Here is an 18490-nt window from a genome sequence, read left to right on the forward strand (position 1 = left end):
TGAAGGAGTAGTAAAATGACTAGCAAATCAACCGTCGGTTTCATCGGACTCGGTAAGATGGGGGCTGGCTTCACAACGCGCCTCATCGAAAGTGGCTATTCAGTCATCGGCTATGATATCGACGACACCTGCTGCCAGGCCGCCAAGTCCAAGGGCGTCGAGATTGCCGAGTCACCGGCCAAGGTCGCCGAGCGCGCCGAGATCATTCAGGTGTGCGTGATCTCCACGACTGCCGTAGAAGAGGTCATACTCGGCGAGGGCGGAATCGTCGAGGCTATCCAAGGTGAAGGCAAGATCGTGGTCGACCACTCCACGACCGAACTCGAGACCACTAAGTGCTTGGCAAAATCCCTGCTGGAGCGTAACGGCATGCAATTTATCGACGCCCCGGTTTCTGGAGGCCCCGGTGCCGCCGCAGAGGGACGTTTGGCCATTATGGCCGGCGGTAATCAAGCTGCCATCGATGCCATCGAGCCATTGATGAGCACCTTGGGAAAATTCACCCGTATGGGCGAGGTCGGCGCTGGACAAGCCACCAAATTGATCAATCAGGCGTTGGTACTCTCCAACTACTGTGTGATCGCCGAAGCCTGCAACCTTGGTAACCGTTTCGGTATCGATGTCAGCAAGATCCCCGACGCCCTTTCCTCGGGTTATGCTGGCAGCAACTTGCTCAACGACCTGTTGCCCCGCATGGTGGAGAACGATTTCGAGCCGCGTGGCTACGCCAGGCAGATTCTCAAGGACTTGCATATGCTGCAGGACGCCGCCAATGCCTTAAATGTTTCCATGCCCATGGCGGGCACCGCCAACTCTCTCTACAGCATGCTGGTTTCCCAGGGCAAGGGAGAGCTGGATGGCGCCGCCATCGTATCGCTGCTGGAAGGTGTCACGCCGGAGCGCTCGTCATGACGCCACTACCTATCATTGATGCGCACCAGCACTTCTGGAACCTTGAGCGTAACTACCTGCCATGGCTCTGCGACGATCCGATGATTCCGTTTCGCTATGGCGATTACAGCGCCATCCGGCGCAACTACTTGCCCAAGGATTACAGACGCGACACGACAAATTATCGTGTGGTGGGGTCAGTCTTCATTGAGACCGAGTGGGATGCCAACACGCCGATTCAGGAAACCCGCTGGGTCCATGAACTAGCCGAGCGTGAAGGGCTGCCCAGCGTAATGGTGGCACAGGCACGTCTCGACCAACCGTATGTCGAGGATGTACTGGCAGCGCACTGCGCCTACCCACTGGTGCGCGGGATTCGCCATAAGCCCCGCGCCGCGCCATCGCCCAACGCGGTGGAGACCAGCGCCCCAGGCTCCATGGGTGATCCTGCTTGGCGTAGCGGTTTCGCTCGGCTAGCCGCCCATGACCTCTCTTTTGATCTACAGAGTCCATGGTGGCACTTCCATGAAGCAGCCGACCTCGCCGCTGCCTATCCCGATACGACGATCATCATTAATCATACCGGTTTACCTGCAGATCGAAGCGAAGAAGGGCTCCAGGGTTGGCGTAAGGCTATGGCTCAAGTGGCTCACCATCCCAATGTAAAAGTAAAAATTTCAGGAATTGGAGTGCAGGGAGCAGCTTGGACAGAAGAGGCTAACCGTCGAATCGTACTTGAGACCATTGAGCTCTTCGGCGTGGAGCGTTGCATGTTCGCTAGTAATTTCCCTGTAGATAGTTTGGTTGCAACATTTGATACTATTTTTGCAGGTTTTTTTGAGATCACAAGCGAACTGACCAACGCCGAGCAACGACTACTTTTCCATGATAATGCACAAAGAATTTATCGCATTCCACGGAAGGCCTGAGCTAGTTAGCACTGTCCATTCAATAAGAGTATAAAAACACAACGGGGGCTGGCTTTGCCATCCTCCGTATATCCTCCTATCAGTGGAAACTCCCTAATTACTCAGCCATCTCATCAAGAGCCGAGACCTCTAATTTGTCACGTAAGTGGCGGCGCAATACTTGGCCTAAGTTAGCGCCATCACGGGCTCGAAGCGCTACAATCATCGCCTCATGCTCCGCTACCGCCTTGGACCAATAGTCATTGCTGAGTTCAGCGGTGAAGCGTACACGGTGCACCCGCTGATTGAGGTTTTTATAAACATCAATAAGTATATCATTCTGAGAAGCTAGTACGATGGCCTCATGTATCTGCTGATTAGCCAGTAAATACTCCTTCATGTTTCCACTCTTATAATAAGCTAGCATCTGATAATGAAGCGCTTCAATATTCGTAAGCTCATCCTCAGAAATCCTCGCACAGGCCAGCTCTCCCGCAAGAGACTCTAGGCTCTGCATAACTTCAAAGGTATTCTTAAGAGTGGTTTTGGTCAATTTTGCGACTCTAGCTCCACGATTCGTCAAAAGCTCAACAAAACCTTCATGGGCTAGTACCTTCAAAGCTTCTCTGAGTGGTGTGCGTGATACACCAAACTGCTCGCATAGCTGCTTTTCAGGAACACGGCTACCTGGCGTTAACCTCCCTTGAGTGATCATGACGCGAATTCGCTCGGCGACTTCACCATGCAGTGTGTTCTGCCTTATTTTATCCATGATCGATATTCTCTAAACCTATGCAGATACTGGTGTACAGATATTTACTGACACGTTAAATTAAATTTCAACACAAAAAAAATTATGAATACATTAATCATGCTAGTCAAGCTAGTAAGTATTTGATTAGTTGTTGTGGGCGTTATATTTAATCAAGGCACAGGCTGAACGCTTGGCAAAGCTGGACTGTCTAATACAACGCAGCGGGCGCCTGAATGTTGTTCTCAACGATTTCACTCTCTCATTTAGCGCTTTTTCTAGGAATGCGAAATAACCGAATACATATTTTCCGCTATATTTAAACCAAGTCTTTGATGCAGGAGGGTGCATATAACATTTTGTTTGTGCATTACCTATACAATTCGGTCTTTAAAAAATTGATGACCATCTAAGCCAGCCTTACGGCATCAGGCACATGCCCTTCCAATGGCCACGTCGAGTCCTTTCAATGACTATCCAGATCGTTATGCTGATCGCTTAAGGTGGCTATCTTGCCAGACACCTTGATGGTTTGTCTTTCTCATTACATGCTGCCCAACAACCCATCAAAAAAACTCACCGCATTAGCTTCCAGCCCTTCCAGGTAGTAACCACCTTCCTGCACCACCAGCGTAGGCACATTCAAACCCGCCACCCTGCGGCCAAGCTCGCCAAACCCCGCTGTAGAAACGGCGACCTTGGCTTGGGGGTCAAGTTCGTAGATATCGAACCCTAGCGCCAACACGATGGCGTCAGGCTCGAACAGGCGAATGGCTTGGCAGGCTTGCTCCAGGCGGTCAAAGAATACCGCTTCATCTGAGCCATGGGGCATTGGCAGGTTAAGGTTATAGTCCAGCCCGGCTCCATGACCGCGCTCCTCTTCGAAGCCGGTCACCGCCGGGTAAAAGTTGGTGGTATCGCCGTGGATCGAGATATACAGCACATCGTCGCGCTGGTAGAAAATCTCCTGAATGCCCTGGCCGTGGTGCATATCTGGGTCGAGCACGACGATGCGGGGGTAGCGCGTGGTGAGGTGCTGTGCGGCTATGGCGGCATTATTGAGAAAGCAGAAGCCACCGGCGGAATCAATGCCCGCGTGATGGCCCGGTGGGCGCGATAACGCATAGGCGAACCGCTCGCCCGCCAGCAAGGCTTCAGCCCCAGCGACCGCACTTTGCGCGGACCAATAAGCAGACTGCCAAGTGTGCTGGCCCACCGGGGCGCTACCATCAGCTAAGTAGCGCCCTGCTTCTGCCAAAATGCCGCGCAGGGCGTTGGGCGAACGCACAAAAATATTGGAGATAACCTCTTCACCCCAATCTTCTCCCAGGGCATGCCAGCGCCGATGGGCACTTTCGAGAAAGCGCAGGTAGGCCAACGAGTGCACCGCTCTTAACGGCGCCACGCCATGATCCGCAGGTGCTTGGATATCAAACCCTAGCTGATTGGCCGCCGCCAGCAGCTGAGTCGCGCGCTCCGGCACTTCCTGGGGCGTGCGCATCTTCCCGCGGGAGAAGTAGGTTTGCGGCTGATGAAGCAATTGATCATCGTGAAAGAACGTCTTCATCGGCATGCTCTCCGGTTTCGCCCACACCTTCCACCACGAACTTACGAGCAACGCCGATATGGTAGTCAATCGCCTCACGGCAGGCGGCCGGGCTGCCGCTATCAAGCGCGTCGAGCAGCTTAAAGTGGCTGGTGGCGATGGTGTCGGGGGCTTCATGGGTTTTGGTAATCAGGGTGATGCAGAGGCGCAGTTCATGGGTCAGGTCGTCAAACGCGCGCAACAGTCGCTCGTTACCCGCGTAGTGCAGCATCAGGCGGTGAAATTGCAGATCCTCTTCAATCCGACGGGTGCCATCATTACCGGCGGCCGCTTCACAGAGCACCTCTACCTGTTGCTTGAGCGCGCGCTGTGCTTCCGGCGTATAGCGCTCCGTTAAGCGCTGAATCGCATGACGCTCAAGGCAGAGCCGCAAATCAAACACATCTTCGAGTTCAACGGCATTCAACGCTCTTACAAAGAAGCCTCGGCGGGGTTTCGATATTAATAAGCCGCGGCTTTCCAGTAAGCGAGCAGCCTCTCGAACCGGCGCCCGGCTTACCCCCAAGTCACGAGAAAGCTGCACTTCAGAAAGCCGCTCGCCGGGTAAAAAGTGTTGCTGGATAATCGCTTGGGTTAAATAGTCAGCAACCTGCTCAACTAAGTTCTGCTGCTGGATAAAAGCCTTGGGAGCCACCGTTGATGAGGCCATAAAGTTTACTCATAGGGTGTATTGCGTACCCTCAGTATGACGAAAAAAAACGCTTTGTCGACGAACGATTGCCGACTGTCGACAGATTTACCACATGCTGCTAAGTTCATAGTGCAAGGTTCAAAAGGCCCCCAACAAACAACATAACTGGGCCTAACACGCCACGCCTCGCTCGCCTAACCACGACGTAACCTAATTACGTGCTAATAACCTAGGAGCAGGAAACATGAAAACACCTTTGGCTTTGGCTATTTCCGCTGCAGCACTGGCTTTTACATCCATCAGCATGGCTGACGAGCCTAAATCAGGCGGCGTCGTTAACACGATTATCCAGCCTGAACCACCGGGCTTAGTGCTGGGCATGATTCAAAATGCCCCGACGCGCACTGTCTCTGGCAACATTTACGAAGGCTTATTACGCTACTCCACTGACCTTGAACCGATGCCGCAACTGGCAGAGTCTTGGGAGGTGAGTGACGATGGTCTTACTTACACCTTCCATCTGCGTGAAGGTGTTACTTGGCACGACGGTGAAGCCTTCACCGCCGATGACGTAGTCTTCTCCGCCGATGTGTTCCATCGTGAACTTAACCCCAGCGCCCGTGCAGTATTGCAGCATGTGGAAAGTATCGAAGCCACCGATGACCATACCGTGGTGTTTACCCTTGTGGAGCCATTTGGGCCGTTCCTGATCTCCTTTGAAGCAGGCACCTTCACCATGGTGCCCGAACATCTCTATGCAGATACCGATTTCCGCAATAACGAGCACAACGACCACCCGATTGGCACGGGCCCATTTAAGTTTGCCAACTGGGATCGCGGCACGGTTATCGAACTGGTCAAAAACGAGGACTACTACGAGGATGATCTGCCCTACCTAGACGGCATTAACTGGCACATCATTCCTGACGGCGCTTCCCGTGCGGTAGCGTTTGAAAACGGTACTATCGACGTACTGCCTAGCGGCACAGTGGAAAATTTCGATATTCCCCGCTTAGCAGAAATGGACAATGTCTGCATGACCGAAGAGGGTCACGAGTATTTCAGCCCCTTCGCGATGCTGTGGATGAATAACCGTGAAGGCCCAACGGCAGATAAACGCTTCCGCCAAGCGGTGATGTACGCCATGGACCGCGAATTTGCCCGTGACGTGCTGTGGAACGGCCTGGGCAATGTGCCGCTTTCCGCGTTCGGTTCGAATGCCCGCTTCCAGTACGATGGCCTTGAGCCCTACGACCATAACCCTGACCGAGCCCGCGAGCTACTTGAAGAGATGGAGTACGACGGCGAGGAGATCACCATCCTACCGCTGCCCTACGGCGAAACCTGGACGCGCTGGGCCGAAGCTGTTCAGCAGAACCTGCGTGAAGTGGGTATTAACGTGCGCACTCAAGCCACCGATGTGGGCGGCTGGAACCAGCGGCTGGGCGATTGGGATTACGATCTCGCCTTTACCTACCTATTCCAGTACGGCGACCCGGCACTCGGTATAGCGCGTAACTATCTGTCGGACAATATCGAAAAAGGCTCGCCCTGGAACAACGTTGAAGGCTACGAAAACGAGCGTGTTGATGAGTTATTCAACGAGGCAGCTACCGCCTTCCCTGATGAAGAACGCGAGGCACTCTACCGCGAAGTGCAAGAAATTCTGCATGAAGACGTGCCCGTTGGCTGGCTGATGGAGCTTGGCTTCCCGACGCTTTACCGCTGCGATGTGCAGAACCTTGTTACTTCTGGCGTAGGCGTCAATGACGGCTTTAAAGATGCTTGGTTAGACCGCTAAACCAACACTCTGCCCAGGTAGCACGCGCTACCTGGGCGATTCAGCCATGTCTTGAAGGTATCCGTCAGGAAGGTGTCTATGGGTTACGCTCGCTTGATTATCATGCGGCTGCTTAAAGCCGTCATTGTTTTGTTTTTAATCGTTATTTTTAATTTCTTTTTGATTCAGATGGCCCCTGGCGATCCGGCGGCTATTTTGGCGGGGGAAGCAGGTGCAACTGATCAGGAATTTCTAAACCAGCTGCGCGAACGCTTTGGCCTTGACCAACCTCTCTATGTGCAGCTGTGGCGCTACGTATCGGGCATTGCCATGCTCGATTTTGGCTACTCCTACCGGCTGGGTGTACCAGTATTTGATCTGATTATGGCGCGCTTACCCGCCACACTGCTGCTCACCGGCACGGCCTTTGTACTTTCACTGATACTCGGCATTGTGGCCGGTTCTATGGCGGCGGCGCGGGTTAAAAAGCCCTCAGGCTCCATCATCATGGCGCTGGCGCTGATCTTCTACGCCACGCCGCTGTTCTGGGTGGCGCTAATGTCGGTGGTGGTGTTTTCGGTATATCTCGGCTGGCTGCCCGCCTATGGCCTTTACACCGTAGGTGCTGGGCATACGGGCTTTGCCTTAATACTCGATGTGGCCAAACACTTAGTGCTACCCGCGACCACCTTAGCGCTGTTTTTTATGGCGATTTACACCCGCATGACCCGCACCTCCATGCTAGACGCTGCCCAGCAGGATTACGTTAAAACCGCCCGCGCTAAAGGTTTAAAACCGAGCATTATCCAGCGTCGTCATGTGCTGCGTAATGCCCTGCTGCCGATTATTACTCTGGCAGGCTTGCAGGCAGGGCAAATGGTTGGCGGGGCAATCCTAACCGAAACCGTGTTTGCCTGGCCGGGTATCGGGCGGCTGATGTATGAAGCGCTGCAGCAGCGGGACTATAACCTGCTACTGGGCATTTTCTTCTTCTCGGCGGCCTTGGTTATCGTCTTCAATATCATCACTGATGTGGTGTACAGCCTGGCGGATCCACGCATCAAGAAGGGGGCCTCATGAGCTTTTTCGCACGCTTCGCGCAAAACCGTGGCGCCCTGGTGGGGCTGATTATTCTGCTATTGATTATCGCCATGGCGATACTGGCGCCGTTGTTGTTTCCCGAATCCCCCTGGCGCATGGTCCAGCGACCGTTTTTACCGCCACTTTCTCAGGATGGCTTTCCGCTGGGTACGGATACCATGGGCCGCAACGTGGCGGCAGGCATTATGCACGGCGCCTGGGTATCGCTGTTGATCGGGCTGGTATCTACCAGCGTAGCGCTATTGATTGGCGTTCCGCTTGGCGCCATCGCCGGATATTACGGCGGCATTATTGACGATATCTTGATGCGCTTTACCGAGTTCTTCCAGACCATCCCTAACTTCGCGTTGGCGATTGTACTAGTGGCAATTATGCAGCCCAGCGTGACATCCATTGTACTGGCAATCGCAATTGTCAGTTGGCCCCCGGTAGCCCGTTTGGTGCGCGCAGAGTTTATGTCGCTGCGCAACCGTGAATATGTAGAAGCCGCGCGATTGGTCGGCCAGTCCAACACCACGATTATTCTGCGCCAAATTCTGCCCAATACGCTGTCGCCGATTATCGTTCTGGCCTCACTTATGGTGGCCACCGCTATTTTGTTGGAGTCGGCGCTGTCGTTTCTTGGTTTGGGTGACCCTAACGTGATGTCCTGGGGCTATATGATCGGTGCCGCGCGAACGGTCATTCGCCAGGCCTGGTGGCTGAGTTTCTTCCCTGGTTTAGCGATTCTGCTCACCGTTTTGGCACTAAACCTGGTCGGTGAAGGGCTAGACGATGCGCTTAACCCCAAACTTTCACGCGAGCGCTAGACGTTTGTTATGGCTGGAGAGCTTGTTATGAATGAAGCATCAACAGAAACCGTCCTTAGCATTCGCGACCTAAACGTAGCGCTACCCAAAGGGGCGGATCGCGCCCTGGCAGTGGAAAACGTTAGCTACGACGTAAAGCGTGGGGAAATCATGTGCGTGGTGGGCGAGTCCGGCTCCGGCAAGTCGATGGCCGCCAATGCCGTGATGGGCCTGCTGCCTAAAGGTGTGCGCGCCACCCAGGGTGAGATTTTGTTCGAGGGGCAGAACCTACTCGCCCTGACAGAAAAGCAGCACCGCTTCCTGCGCGGCTTAAAGATTGGCATGATCTTTCAAGAGCCGATGACCGCCCTTAACCCGCTGATGCGCGTGGGTGCACAGATTGCTGAAGTGTTCGAAGCCCACGGCCAGCTAACACCAAAAGAGCGTCAGGCGCGTGCTTTAGAACTGCTGATCGAAGTCGGCATTCCACAGCCGGAAAAAGCCATTCGCGCCTACCCCTTCGAGCTTTCCGGCGGCCAGCGCCAGCGGGTAATGATTGCCATGGCACTAGCGCTAGAGCCTATTTTGCTCATCGCCGATGAGCCCACCACCGCGCTGGACGTTACCACCCAAGCGCAGATACTGGAGCTGATTCGCGACTTACAGCAGCGCCGCGGTATGTCGGTGATGTTTATCACCCACGACTTTGGCGTGGTGGCCGAAATTGCCAATCGCGTCTGCGTGATGCGCCACGGCAAAATTGTTGAGCTAGGCGAAGCAAAAGCGGTGCTTGAAAACCCACAGGATAGCTATACCCAAGCGCTGATTGCGGCGATACCCAGCAATGCGGTGCCGCCCCACCGCGAGACCAGCCAGGTCGCCCCGCTGCTGGAAATCAAACAGCTCAATAAAGTGTTTCGCTCCCGAGGCGGATTGTTTAAGCCTGCCCGAGAAGTGCGCGCCCTTGAAGAGGTATCGCTTACCTTAGCCCGCGGAGAAACGGTAGGCATTGTGGGCGAATCAGGTTCGGGGAAATCCACCCTCGGCCGTTGTGTGGTGCGCCTTGAACATCCAGATAGCGGCGAGCTGCTGCTCGATGGCATCAACCTTTCACAGCTCAAAGGCGATGCGCTACGTCGTGAGCGCCACCGGGTGCAGATGATCTTTCAAGATCCTTACGCCTCACTGAACCCGCGCACCAAGGTGGGCATGGCGATTGCCCAGGGGCCAATCGCCAACGGTACGCCAAAAGCCGCCGCGCTTAAGCAGGCAGGCGAACTATTAGAGTTGGTGGGCTTGGGCGCCAGCGCCGTGGAGCGCTACCCCCATGAGTTTTCCGGTGGCCAGCGCCAGCGCATAGGTATCGCCAGGGCATTAGCGCTAAATCCCGAACTGATTGTGGCGGATGAAGCCGTATCAGCCTTGGATGTATCTATTCAGGCGCAGGTGCTAGAGCTACTTGAGGAGCTTAAACAACGGCTCTCCCTTTCGCTGCTATTCATTACTCATGACCTACGCGTCGCCGCACAAATTTGCGACCGCATTGTGGTTATGCAGTATGGCCGTATTGTCGAGCAAGGCAGCGCTGAGCAGATTTTCCTCGCCCCCCGTGAGGCGTATACCCAAGCGCTGCTCAACGCGATCCCCGGCCGCGAAGCGCCGGTGGCAGTCACTACATAATGTTTTAAAAGGAAAGGATAACTGGATGCGGATAACACTGGAGGCACTGCGCGCCATTGTAGGCCCTGCCCATGTATTGACCGGCGACGATGTACACAACCGTCGTGTTGACTGGATGACTGGCGCGCCCTGCCAAGCGGGCGCCATTGTGCGCCCAGCGAATACCGAGCAAGTCGCTGCAGTGATGCAGGCTTGTCATGCCGTCCAGCAGCCGGTCGTGACCCACGGCGGATTAACCGGCCTGGTGCATGGCGGTGAAGCGAGCGCGGATGAACTGGTGATCTCTCTTGAACGCATGAGCGCCATTGAAGAGATTGATCAAGTGGGCGGCACTCTCACCGTGCAGGCGGGCGCACCGCTGCAACGGGTACAGGAAGCCGCACGAGAAGTCGGCCTGCAGTTTCCGCTGGATTTGGGCGCTCGGGGCAGTTGTACGATTGGCGGCAATATCGCCACTAATGCCGGTGGCGTGCGGGTGATCCGCTACGGCATGATGCGCCAGCAAGTGCTTGGCCTGGAGGCAGTAATGGCCGATGGCCGGGTAGTCAGCTCTATGAACCGTATGCTTAAAAACAACGCTGGGTTCGATTTGAAGCAGCTGTTTATTGGTAGTGAAGGCACGCTCGGCATTGTGACCCGCGCAGTGCTGCGCCTGCAGCCGCCGGCCCCAAGCGAACAAACGGCGATGGTGGCCTGCCCTTCATTTGAAGCGCTCACTGGTCTGCTTAGCCATATGGGCAAAGCACTCGGCGGTAGCCTCGGCGCTTTTGAAGTGATGTGGCACAACCACTATTGCCTGCTCACTGAAACCCTGGGCCGCCATACACCCCCGATTGCGACCAAGCACCCTTTTTATGTAATCATTGAATCGCTAGGTAGCGACGCTGACCGGAATGCGAGTCAATTCAGCGAGGCGTTAGAGAGCGCATTGGAGCGCGAGCTGATTGTCGATGCGGTGATTGCGCAGTCGACGACTCAGCGCGATGGGCTATGGGCGATTCGTGAAGATATTGAAGGACTGGTCAAGGGGCTCGCGCCGGTGCTCACCTTCGATGTCAGTTTGCCGATTGCCGATATGCAGCGCTATACCGATGCCTTGGAAGCGCAGCTAACCCAGCGTTGGGCAGAGGCGCGCCTGGTGGTGTTTGGCCACCTGGGTGATGGCAACCTGCATATTTCTGTTTGCGCGGGAAGCGCTGAAGTGGAGGTGCGCCGTGAAGTGGAAGCCATGGTCTATCAACCGCTGGCAGCGCTGGGTGGCTCGGTCTCTGCCGAACACGGCATTGGTCTGGAGAAGCGCCCCTGGTTAAGTACCTGCCGTTCCAGCGCCGAAATCGAGCTGATGCATACCCTTAAGCAAGCGCTAGACCCGCTTAATCTTTTAAATCCCGGTAAAGTGCTTTAAATAAACGCGCTACGTTAATCATTACGAATGTTTGTTAAGAATCGTTTTTAGTCATCGCTTTTAGGAATCACTATGTCTCGCCAAAAAACGCCCCGCTATCCAAATCACTTACTGAGTGAGGGCCCTGTTAATCCATTTCCAGGCATCAAGGTGCTGGAGCGCCGCATAGGACGAGTAATCCCCCACCGGCTGGGCTCTAACGAAGGCCTGGATATGCCCCACCGCGCCCTGCGCGAGCATTTTGGCGATGCCCTGGCCGAACACGTTTACTGCTACGGTGATTCCGAGGCACTGGGCATGCGCCAACGTTTGAGCGCACAGCAAGGTATTGCGCTGGAAACGATGCTGGTAGATGCCGGTGCGGACAGTTTGATTGCCCTGGCACTGCGCACCACCTGTGAACCGGGCGACACCGTAGTAAGCACCGCGGGCACCTACCCCACCTTAGGCTATTTCGCCAAAGGCCAGGGCTGCCGCCTGATTGAGCCCAGCTACTATGAAGCGCCGGGCGTGCTAGCCCCCGATTTGGAAGCCCTTATCGCAGCGGCACATCAGGAAAACGCGCGGCTGGTGTATCTGGCCAACCCAGATAACCCCAGCGGCCATTTACATAGCGACAGCGCGATCCTCAAGCTGCGCGAGGCGCTGCCCGACACCTGCTGGCTGTTGCTGGACGAAGCCTATGGGGACTTCCGTGATGACGCGGGTAGCGAGTTCGCTGCCAAAGCAATACCGGGGGTGATTCGCCTGCGCACGCTTTCCAAGGCTCACGGCCTGGCGGGCCTGCGCATTGGCTACGCCATCGCTGACCCCGAAGTACTGGCGATGATGATGAAGGTGCGTATTCACTATTCGGTATCGTCGCTGACCCTGGCCGCTGCCGAAGTGGTACTCGACCATCCCGACGAAGTACACCAGCACGTTGCCGATGTGAAAGCCCGCCGCGAGCAATTGGCAGCGCACTTCCGCGCACTCGGTGCCGATGTGTTGCCCAGCGCCACCAACTTTATCGGCATTCGCCTACCCAGCGCTGACCTCGCCGCCGAGGTACATCAGCAATTGCTAGACAAAGGCGTGTTAGTGGCTCGCTTAGCGCATCCTGAGCTTGCCAATGTGATACGTATTACCGCCGTACAAGCAGCGCTCGAGCCTGGAAGATTGGGTGCTCTCGAACAGGCTAGTAAAGGACACGCCTGATTCAGCTGGTAAAATTGAGCAAGCGGATGGAAAGGTGCATCGAGGGCAGGTTTCCGCGAGGGCGCTGTGAACCCATCCCTGGGCGCTACTTTTGTCATCCATGACAAAAGACCCTCGCGGAAACCTGCCCTCGCAGCGCGTAAGAGGGGATGCATAGCTCTAACCTCCAACCCATATATCTAAGGCGTTAACCAATGTCTGAAATCGTCCAACTCACCCCGCACCGCCTGACGATATAAGCCCTGCAGTTGCGCCGTCACGCTATCTGGGCTGATCGGCTCGTTGACAGGCGGCGCACCCGTTCGGGTGCCGATATGGCGACCATCCAGCTCGCGAAGCGGGAGTATTTCGGCGGCGGTGCCGGTTAAGAACGCCTCATCGGCGGTGTAGAGCTCATCACGGGTAATCCGCCGCTCGCGCACTTCGATACCCAGCACCTTTTGCGCCAGTTGAATCACGCTGTCCCGGGTGATGCCTTGCAGGCATGAGGTCACTTCTGGCGTATGCAGCACACCATCGCGGAGCAAAAAGACGTTAGCCGCCGAGGCCTCAGCCACGTAGCCTTCCGGGTCGAGCATGATGGTTTCATCAAAACCGGCTTTAATCGCAGTATTCAAAGCGAGTATCGAGTTAACGTAGTGGCCGTTAGTCTTCGCCCGACACAGGCTGATATTGACGTGGTGGCGCGCCCAGGAAGAGGTCAGCGCACGCAAGCCGTGGGTCGCGGCCTGGGGTGAAATATAGGGGCCTAAATCCCAGGCGGTCACCATGACGTGGGTGGTTAATCCTTGAGCACGCAACCCCATGCCTTCCGAGCCAAAAAACACCGTGGGCTTGAGATAAGCGCTGCTAAGGTTGTTTTTCGCCAAGCACTGGCGCTGAGCATCGATTAGTTCAGCTTCACTAAACGGCAGCGGCATATCCAGCGAATGAGCACTTTCTGCCAAACGACGGGTGTGCTCGGCCACACGAAATAGATGCGTTCCACTGGGACCTGCGTAGGCGCGCACGCCCTCGAAACAGCCCATGCCGTAGTGCAGCGTATGGGTCAACACATGCACTTTAGCCTCACGCCATTCACGCCACTCACCATCCTGCCAGATCCAGCCATCGCGATCATAAAGCGGTGTCATCGGGTTGTTTGCTCCCACTGTTGGCACCAGTCGTCTATCAACGACTGCTGGTGCGGTTGCAGGGACTGATAGCCCCAAGCGGCAATTTCATCGTTTTGTGGGTCGGGCACGGCTATCGCACTGCCCGCCAGGGTTTGGATCACCGCGTGGCCGCACAGCGGCACATAGCCTTCGGAGTAACCACCTTCGTGCACAAATACCAGCTTGCCATCGCAGCAACGCTCGGCCAGCGCTTTAAGCTGTGCGGTCATGGTGGCGAACGCCTGGCTGTTGAGCAACATTTTGCCTAAAGGGTCTTTGGCGCAGGCGTCGTAACCGCAGGCCACCACGATGAGCTCGGGGTTAAAGGCTTCCAACGCGGGCAGCACCAGCTTTTTCATGGCGTACGCGTAGGCGCCCAGGCCGCAGCCCGGTGGCAGCGGCAGGTTGAGATTGGCACCCAGGGCCGCGCCTTCGCCCTGCTCTTCAAAGCTGCCTGTATCCAGCGGATAATTAGCCGCCTGATGGATGGAAATAGTAAACACCTCAGGCTCGCCATAAAACGCCGCCTGCTGGCCGTTGCCGTGGTGAACGTCCCAGTCGAGTATCGCCACGCGGTTGACCTGCCCCAAGGCCCGGGCGCGCATCACCGCCACGGGAATATTGCCCAGCAAGCAAAATCCACGGCCTTGATCAGCTTCAGCATGGTGGCCCGGCGGGCGGCACAGGGCGTAGGCGTTGCTCACTTCACCCAGCGCCACGGCTTCTACGGCGGCAATGGCTAACCCTGCCGACTGTCTGGCCGCAGACCAACTGCCGGGCATAAAGGGCGCGCAGTCGCCACCATTACCGCCCTGCGCCTTATCCCCTGCTTGCAGTTGTTCTAAATAGCGTGAAGTGTGAAAGCGCGATAAATCATCAATGGCGGCAGCAGGCGGTTTCACCACCCTTAGCTCGTCAATCAGCCCACTGACTTCGAGAATATTCTTCAACCGTCGTTTGCTTTCCGGGCTTTCCGAGGCAGCTTGGGGCTGTAAAAATTCGCCGGGGGCGGAAAACACACCAATGGCACCTAAATCGTGCCAGAAGCAGCGTTCGTGCCAGTAGAAACCGGTTCTACTCATGCTGTAAAACCCTGCATAAAGGCAGTCAGGTTGGCGCTTAGATGTTCGGTGGGGTAGCCGCCCTCTTGCACAACAACGGTGGGCAGCCCGAGTGCGGCTAAGCGTTTGCCGAGTTCTTCAAAGGCACCTGTTTCCAAGGTGAGACCTGCCAAGGGGTCATCTTTGTGGGCGTCTAATCCTAGCGCAACCACCACAGCCTCAGGCTGGTAGCGTTGTAGGTGGTCAATCAAAATCGCCAGTGCATCAAGATAAACATCGCCGTTGCTGCCTACCGGCAAGGGCAGATTAACGTTAGCGCCTACCCCTTCTTCGCAACCCTCTTCCTCAACGCCGCCCCAAAAAAACGGGTAGAAGTCGCTGGGGTCGGCATGCAGCGAACCCGTCCAGACATCGCTTCGGTAATAGAAAATATCCTGGGTGCCGTTGCCGTGGTGTAAATCCACATCAATAATCGCTACTTTGGCAAAGCGTTCACGCAGCACCGTGGCAGCCAGCGCTGAGTTGTTCAGCAGGCAAAAGCCCCCGGCGCGCTCCGGCCCGGCATGGTGGCCGGGTGGGCGGCAAAGCGCGTAGGCCGTTGGCGCACCATTAAGTACCTCTTCTGCCGCCGCTTCGGCACTAGCAGCCGAGGCCAGCGCGCCACGAAAGCTGGTGGCACTCAGCGGGCAGGCCATATCGTGCAGGTGCCAACCCGCTTGGCCAATCGGGTGACGCGGGTAGTGGTTACCGCCACCGCAGGGGTGAATGTTGGGGGCGACAAACTCGGCGGCGTTTGGCAGTTGCTGCCAACGCTCATAAATGGTTTCCAAAAACGTCAGGTAGCGCGGTGAATGAATCTGCTCCAAACGCTTACGCAGCTTAGGTGAATCCGCCTCGGTAGGCGTGGTTAGCGTTAGCCCAGCACTCGCCAACCCTTGGGTGAGCAGTTTGGCGCGCTTTGGCCCTTCCGGGGAAGGCGCGGGCTGACCACGCAACAGAAAGGTCGGCGGCGCGTGGTAGGCCTGGTCGGGGTGGTAGAAGCATTTCATGGTCAAGTTCGCAATCCTTGGCGGCTCTAAACCGCTCAAGGAGAGCGGGCAGCGCGGTACGTGATTTTGTACTTTTATACTAGTCGACGGTCATCGCTGAAGGTAGCGACTCCCACACTTCAATGGCAGCAGCTAGATCTTCTAGCGAAGCGCCTACCGATTTGAATAGCGTAATGGCCTCCGGCCCAGAGCGTCCCGATTTCGTCCCTGCTAGCACCTCTGCAAGCTCCGCCTGAATCTGGTCAAACTGGAACTCACCTTCATTGATGGCCTGAAGAATGTCGCCTGCCTCACCTTTGGCGCCGGCGTAAGTGTCCACAAACACTTCTGCACGACGCAGGCATAGCCCATCGGTTTCGCGCATTTGCGGACGAAACGCGCCAATTAAATCCAGGTGCGTGCCGGGGGTGAGCCATTCGCCTTTGATGATCGGCTGGTTAGAGAGCGTCACGCAGCTAATGATGTCCGCTTCTGCTACCGCATCCGCTAACGCTTCCACCACATGGGTCTCGAAGCGATCAGCGTACTCATCAGCAATCGATGCCGCCTTCTCGGGATTACGCCCCCAAATGAGTACGCGCTTGATGGGGCGGACGCTGGCGTGGGCCTCAATCACCATGGGCGCTAGCTTGCCCGTACCCACGACCAGCAGCGTTTCTGCCGACTCATTCGCCAATGCTTGGGCGGCAAGCGCTGACGCGGCCGCCGTGCGACGGCGGGTTAACTCGCTGCCGTCGATACACGCCAACGGCTGACCGTGTTTACCCTCGCTGAGCAGGTAAAGCCCCGAGATTGCCGGGATACCGTAGTCAGCATTTTGCGGGAACACGTTGACCATTTTGACACCGATGTAACCTGAAGCTTCCCAGGCGGGCATCAGCAGCATGGTGGCTTCACCATCGGGACGGTGCATCGCGTGGTGATGGCGCGGAGGAGACTCCACGCCATTCACAAAAGTAGCGTGTAGCCGTTTAACCAAGCCATCCCAGCTAAGCGTTTGAGTAACTTCTTCGGCAGAAACAACCCGCATATCAGGCCTCCGGAAGCGCCGCAACAACCATGATTTCAACTTTCCACTCAGGCTTGGCGAGCTGGGCTTCTAGCGCGGCACGTACTGGCGGACGACCCGGCACTACCCAGGCATCCCACGCGGCGTTCATTTGGTCAAATTCCGCCATGCTGGTGACCCAGATTTGCGCTGAAATCAGATGCTCTTTTGAAGTACCCGCTTGGGCTAGCAACTGATCAATGCGCGCCAGCACTTGCTCGGTTTGGCCACGCATATCCGCCGTGGCATCAGGGGGCACTTGGCCGGCCAAATAAACGGTGCCGTTGTGTATGGCGACTTGGCTCATACGCGCATTGCTGTCTTGATAAGTGACGCTCATGGCGGTTTTCCTTTAAATAGATATTCAGAGACTAAAGCGCTTACGGGAAAATTACTTGCCCGAAGCTGAGGTAGGTTTGCCCGCAAGTCATGCAGGCCAGGAAATTTTAGCATTAACGGTCAGACGAGGGGCTAACGGTCTGAAGAAGGGGAAAGCTCAAAGTAGCGGCGATAGGCGCGGGAGAAGCTGCCCTGATCGCGAAAGCCGACCAGCATGGCGATATGCCCCAGGCTAAGCGTGCTATGGCGAACTAGCGTTCGAGCGTGTTCCAGGCGCCTGCGCTGAACATACGCCAGCGGCGTCACGCCGGTCAGTTCCCGAAAACAGCTATGAAAGTGGCCTGGGCTTAAAGCACAAAGCGAGGCCATCTGCTCTACCCGAACCTCATCGCCCAAATGCTGATCCAACCAAGCGTCTAAACGGGCAAGATCCAGGCGTTCGCTAATACAGTGCTGGCCCACCTGCCCCGCGGCGGCGGGGGTCGCATCCTGCAAGTACATATACAGCGCGCGTAGTAGCAGAATCGCGATTTCATTTTGCAGCGCCGGGCACTGTTCAAGCTGGTGGGCTAACGCATGAGTAAGTTGATTTAACGCCGGCGGCACACTAAAAAAACGCGGTTTATCGAAGAACCGCTCAATCTCGCTGCCTTTTTCAAGCGACGCCAGATGAGCAACCGGAATATCCAACACTAAGGTCCGGTTACTGCCGTCCCCCTGGAACTCGTGATGACGCGAGGAAGGAATCAGACACCCGCGACGGGCAGTCACCCTTTCCCCTTGTCCCTCCATCGAAAGCTCCGTAACACCACAGGTGGCCAGAATAAGCTGATGGAAATCGTGGGTATGGGCCACCTGCTCTTGGGCTAAGTTGCGACTATGCAGCTCAAAAAGGGCCATGGTGGGTTACCGTCTTTCGTCGAATACTGATCAAGCACTATAAAACGGCAACGCTTGAAAAAGCGAGTGAGCAGCCAACTGTGCGTTAACGTTCTGCTAAATGGTCAACTGGCTGTCATTCGCCAGTCATAGACTCGGGGTAGCGTGGCAAAAAGCTGCCATAAGAGTCTAAACAACATGCTTCAGCGCCGACTCCCACCT

General features: G+C 55.9%; 17 protein-coding genes. 8 read left to right on the forward strand and 9 right to left on the reverse strand.

Features of this window, described 5'->3' with window-relative positions; all coding sequences use genetic code 11:
• The first annotated feature begins 15 nt into the window (after positions 1-15).
• Together ACQKE4_RS09615 and ACQKE4_RS09620 are read left to right on the forward strand one after the other, a co-directional pair.
• Positions 16-912, forward strand: a complete 897-nt coding sequence (locus tag ACQKE4_RS09615) for an NAD(P)-dependent oxidoreductase (RefSeq protein WP_427388095.1) — start codon at positions 16-18, stop codon at positions 910-912.
• Positions 909-1820 (forward strand): amidohydrolase family protein, encoded by a 912-nt coding sequence (locus tag ACQKE4_RS09620; RefSeq protein WP_427388096.1) that lies wholly within the window; start codon positions 909-911, stop codon positions 1818-1820. The genes ACQKE4_RS09615 and ACQKE4_RS09620 overlap by 4 nt, the downstream gene beginning before the upstream one ends.
• 97 nt (positions 1821-1917) lie before the next feature.
• Here the strand turns inward: ACQKE4_RS09620 and ACQKE4_RS09625 are convergent, their stop codons facing one another.
• The 3 genes from ACQKE4_RS09625 to ACQKE4_RS09635 form a co-directional block, all read right to left on the reverse strand.
• A complete protein-coding gene (locus ACQKE4_RS09625) occupies positions 1918-2571 on the reverse strand; it encodes a GntR family transcriptional regulator (RefSeq protein ID WP_427388097.1) in 654 nt (217 codons plus the stop codon).
• 523 nt (positions 2572-3094) lie between these two features.
• On the reverse strand, positions 3095-4117 hold the full coding sequence (locus tag ACQKE4_RS09630) for a histone deacetylase family protein (RefSeq protein WP_427388098.1): 1023 nt from the start codon (positions 4115-4117) through the stop codon (positions 3095-3097).
• On the reverse strand, positions 4095-4805 hold the full coding sequence (locus ACQKE4_RS09635; protein WP_427388099.1) for a GntR family transcriptional regulator: 711 nt from the start codon (positions 4803-4805) through the stop codon (positions 4095-4097). Before ACQKE4_RS09635 ends, ACQKE4_RS09630 begins: the two co-directional genes overlap by 23 nt.
• Positions 4806-5031: 226 nt before the next feature.
• Between ACQKE4_RS09635 and ACQKE4_RS09640 the strand changes: the two genes are divergently transcribed.
• From ACQKE4_RS09640 to ACQKE4_RS09665, 6 genes are all read left to right on the forward strand, one after another.
• Positions 5032-6588, forward strand: coding sequence for an ABC transporter substrate-binding protein (locus ACQKE4_RS09640; protein WP_427388100.1), 1557 nt, complete (start codon positions 5032-5034; stop codon positions 6586-6588).
• Positions 6589-6666: 78 nt separating this feature from the next.
• Complete coding sequence (locus ACQKE4_RS09645; protein ID WP_427388101.1) at positions 6667-7647, forward strand: ABC transporter permease; 981 nt, start codon at positions 6667-6669, stop codon at positions 7645-7647.
• Positions 7644-8477 carry an ABC transporter permease gene (locus ACQKE4_RS09650; RefSeq protein WP_427388103.1) on the forward strand — a complete coding sequence of 278 codons (834 nt, stop codon included), beginning with the start codon at positions 7644-7646 and terminating at the stop codon, positions 8475-8477. The genes ACQKE4_RS09645 and ACQKE4_RS09650 overlap by 4 nt, the downstream gene beginning before the upstream one ends.
• Positions 8478-8504: 27 nt before the next feature.
• Complete coding sequence (locus ACQKE4_RS09655) at positions 8505-10136, forward strand: ABC transporter ATP-binding protein (protein ID WP_427388104.1); 1632 nt, start codon at positions 8505-8507, stop codon at positions 10134-10136.
• A gap of 25 nt (positions 10137-10161) precedes the next feature.
• Positions 10162-11541, forward strand: coding sequence for an FAD-binding oxidoreductase (locus ACQKE4_RS09660; RefSeq protein WP_427388105.1), 1380 nt, complete (start codon positions 10162-10164; stop codon positions 11539-11541).
• Between the two features lie 72 nt (positions 11542-11613).
• Positions 11614-12738 carry a pyridoxal phosphate-dependent aminotransferase gene (locus tag ACQKE4_RS09665; protein WP_427388106.1) on the forward strand — a complete coding sequence of 375 codons (1125 nt, stop codon included), beginning with the start codon at positions 11614-11616 and terminating at the stop codon, positions 12736-12738.
• A 179-nt stretch (positions 12739-12917) separates the two neighbouring features.
• Here the strand turns inward: ACQKE4_RS09665 and ACQKE4_RS09670 are convergent, their stop codons facing one another.
• The 6 genes from ACQKE4_RS09670 to ACQKE4_RS09695 form a co-directional block, all read right to left on the reverse strand.
• Positions 12918-13871: a branched-chain amino acid transaminase gene (locus ACQKE4_RS09670; protein WP_427388107.1), complete on the reverse strand. Its 954-nt coding sequence runs from the start codon at positions 13869-13871 to the stop codon at positions 12918-12920.
• Positions 13868-14974, reverse strand: coding sequence for a class II histone deacetylase (locus tag ACQKE4_RS09675; protein ID WP_427388108.1), 1107 nt, complete (start codon positions 14972-14974; stop codon positions 13868-13870). The genes ACQKE4_RS09670 and ACQKE4_RS09675 overlap by 4 nt, the downstream gene beginning before the upstream one ends.
• A complete protein-coding gene (locus ACQKE4_RS09680; protein ID WP_427388187.1) occupies positions 14971-16002 on the reverse strand; it encodes a histone deacetylase family protein in 1032 nt (343 codons plus the stop codon). Before ACQKE4_RS09680 ends, ACQKE4_RS09675 begins: the two co-directional genes overlap by 4 nt.
• Positions 16003-16081: 79 nt before the next feature.
• A complete protein-coding gene (locus ACQKE4_RS09685) occupies positions 16082-17032 on the reverse strand; it encodes an ornithine cyclodeaminase family protein (RefSeq protein ID WP_427388109.1) in 951 nt (316 codons plus the stop codon).
• A gap of 1 nt (position 17033) precedes the next feature.
• Positions 17034-17390, reverse strand: coding sequence for a RidA family protein (locus tag ACQKE4_RS09690; RefSeq protein ID WP_176302645.1), 357 nt, complete (start codon positions 17388-17390; stop codon positions 17034-17036).
• Between the two features lie 131 nt (positions 17391-17521).
• Positions 17522-18289: an AraC family transcriptional regulator gene (locus ACQKE4_RS09695; RefSeq protein ID WP_427388110.1), complete on the reverse strand. Its 768-nt coding sequence runs from the start codon at positions 18287-18289 to the stop codon at positions 17522-17524.
• Positions 18290-18490: the final 201 nt, after the last annotated feature.

The sequence above is a fragment of the Halomonas sp. NPDC076908 genome (assembly GCF_050269715.1).
GTDB lineage: Bacteria > Pseudomonadota > Gammaproteobacteria > Pseudomonadales > Halomonadaceae > Vreelandella.

Bases quoted from the DNA above. Each gene is read 5' to 3' on its own strand.
- ACQKE4_RS09645 (WP_427388101.1), top strand. From the start codon at position 6,667: ATGGGTTACGCTCGCTTGATTATCATGCGGCTGCTTAAAGCCGTCATT.
- ACQKE4_RS09655 (WP_427388104.1), top strand. From the start codon at position 8,505: ATGAATGAAGCATCAACAGAAACCGTCCTTAGCATTCGCGACCTAAAC.
- ACQKE4_RS09690 (WP_176302645.1), bottom strand. From the start codon at position 17,390: ATGAGCGTCACTTATCAAGACAGCAATGCGCGTATGAGCCAAGTCGCC.
- ACQKE4_RS09685 (WP_427388109.1), bottom strand. From the start codon at position 17,032: ATGCGGGTTGTTTCTGCCGAAGAAGTTACTCAAACGCTTAGCTGGGAT.
- ACQKE4_RS09625 (WP_427388097.1), bottom strand. From the start codon at position 2,571: ATGGATAAAATAAGGCAGAACACACTGCATGGTGAAGTCGCCGAGCGA.
- ACQKE4_RS09630 (WP_427388098.1), bottom strand. From the start codon at position 4,117: ATGAAGACGTTCTTTCACGATGATCAATTGCTTCATCAGCCGCAAACC.
- ACQKE4_RS09640 (WP_427388100.1), top strand. From the start codon at position 5,032: ATGAAAACACCTTTGGCTTTGGCTATTTCCGCTGCAGCACTGGCTTTT.
- ACQKE4_RS09650 (WP_427388103.1), top strand. From the start codon at position 7,644: ATGAGCTTTTTCGCACGCTTCGCGCAAAACCGTGGCGCCCTGGTGGGG.
- ACQKE4_RS09695 (WP_427388110.1), bottom strand. From the start codon at position 18,289: ATGGCCCTTTTTGAGCTGCATAGTCGCAACTTAGCCCAAGAGCAGGTG.
- ACQKE4_RS09635 (WP_427388099.1), bottom strand. From the start codon at position 4,805: ATGGCCTCATCAACGGTGGCTCCCAAGGCTTTTATCCAGCAGCAGAAC.
- ACQKE4_RS09680 (WP_427388187.1), bottom strand. From the start codon at position 16,002: ATGAAATGCTTCTACCACCCCGACCAGGCCTACCACGCGCCGCCGACC.
- ACQKE4_RS09615 (WP_427388095.1), top strand. From the start codon at position 16: ATGACTAGCAAATCAACCGTCGGTTTCATCGGACTCGGTAAGATGGGG.
- ACQKE4_RS09665 (WP_427388106.1), top strand. From the start codon at position 11,614: ATGTCTCGCCAAAAAACGCCCCGCTATCCAAATCACTTACTGAGTGAG.
- ACQKE4_RS09670 (WP_427388107.1), bottom strand. From the start codon at position 13,871: ATGACACCGCTTTATGATCGCGATGGCTGGATCTGGCAGGATGGTGAG.
- ACQKE4_RS09620 (WP_427388096.1), top strand. From the start codon at position 909: ATGACGCCACTACCTATCATTGATGCGCACCAGCACTTCTGGAACCTT.
- ACQKE4_RS09660 (WP_427388105.1), top strand. From the start codon at position 10,162: ATGCGGATAACACTGGAGGCACTGCGCGCCATTGTAGGCCCTGCCCAT.
- ACQKE4_RS09675 (WP_427388108.1), bottom strand. From the start codon at position 14,974: ATGAGTAGAACCGGTTTCTACTGGCACGAACGCTGCTTCTGGCACGAT.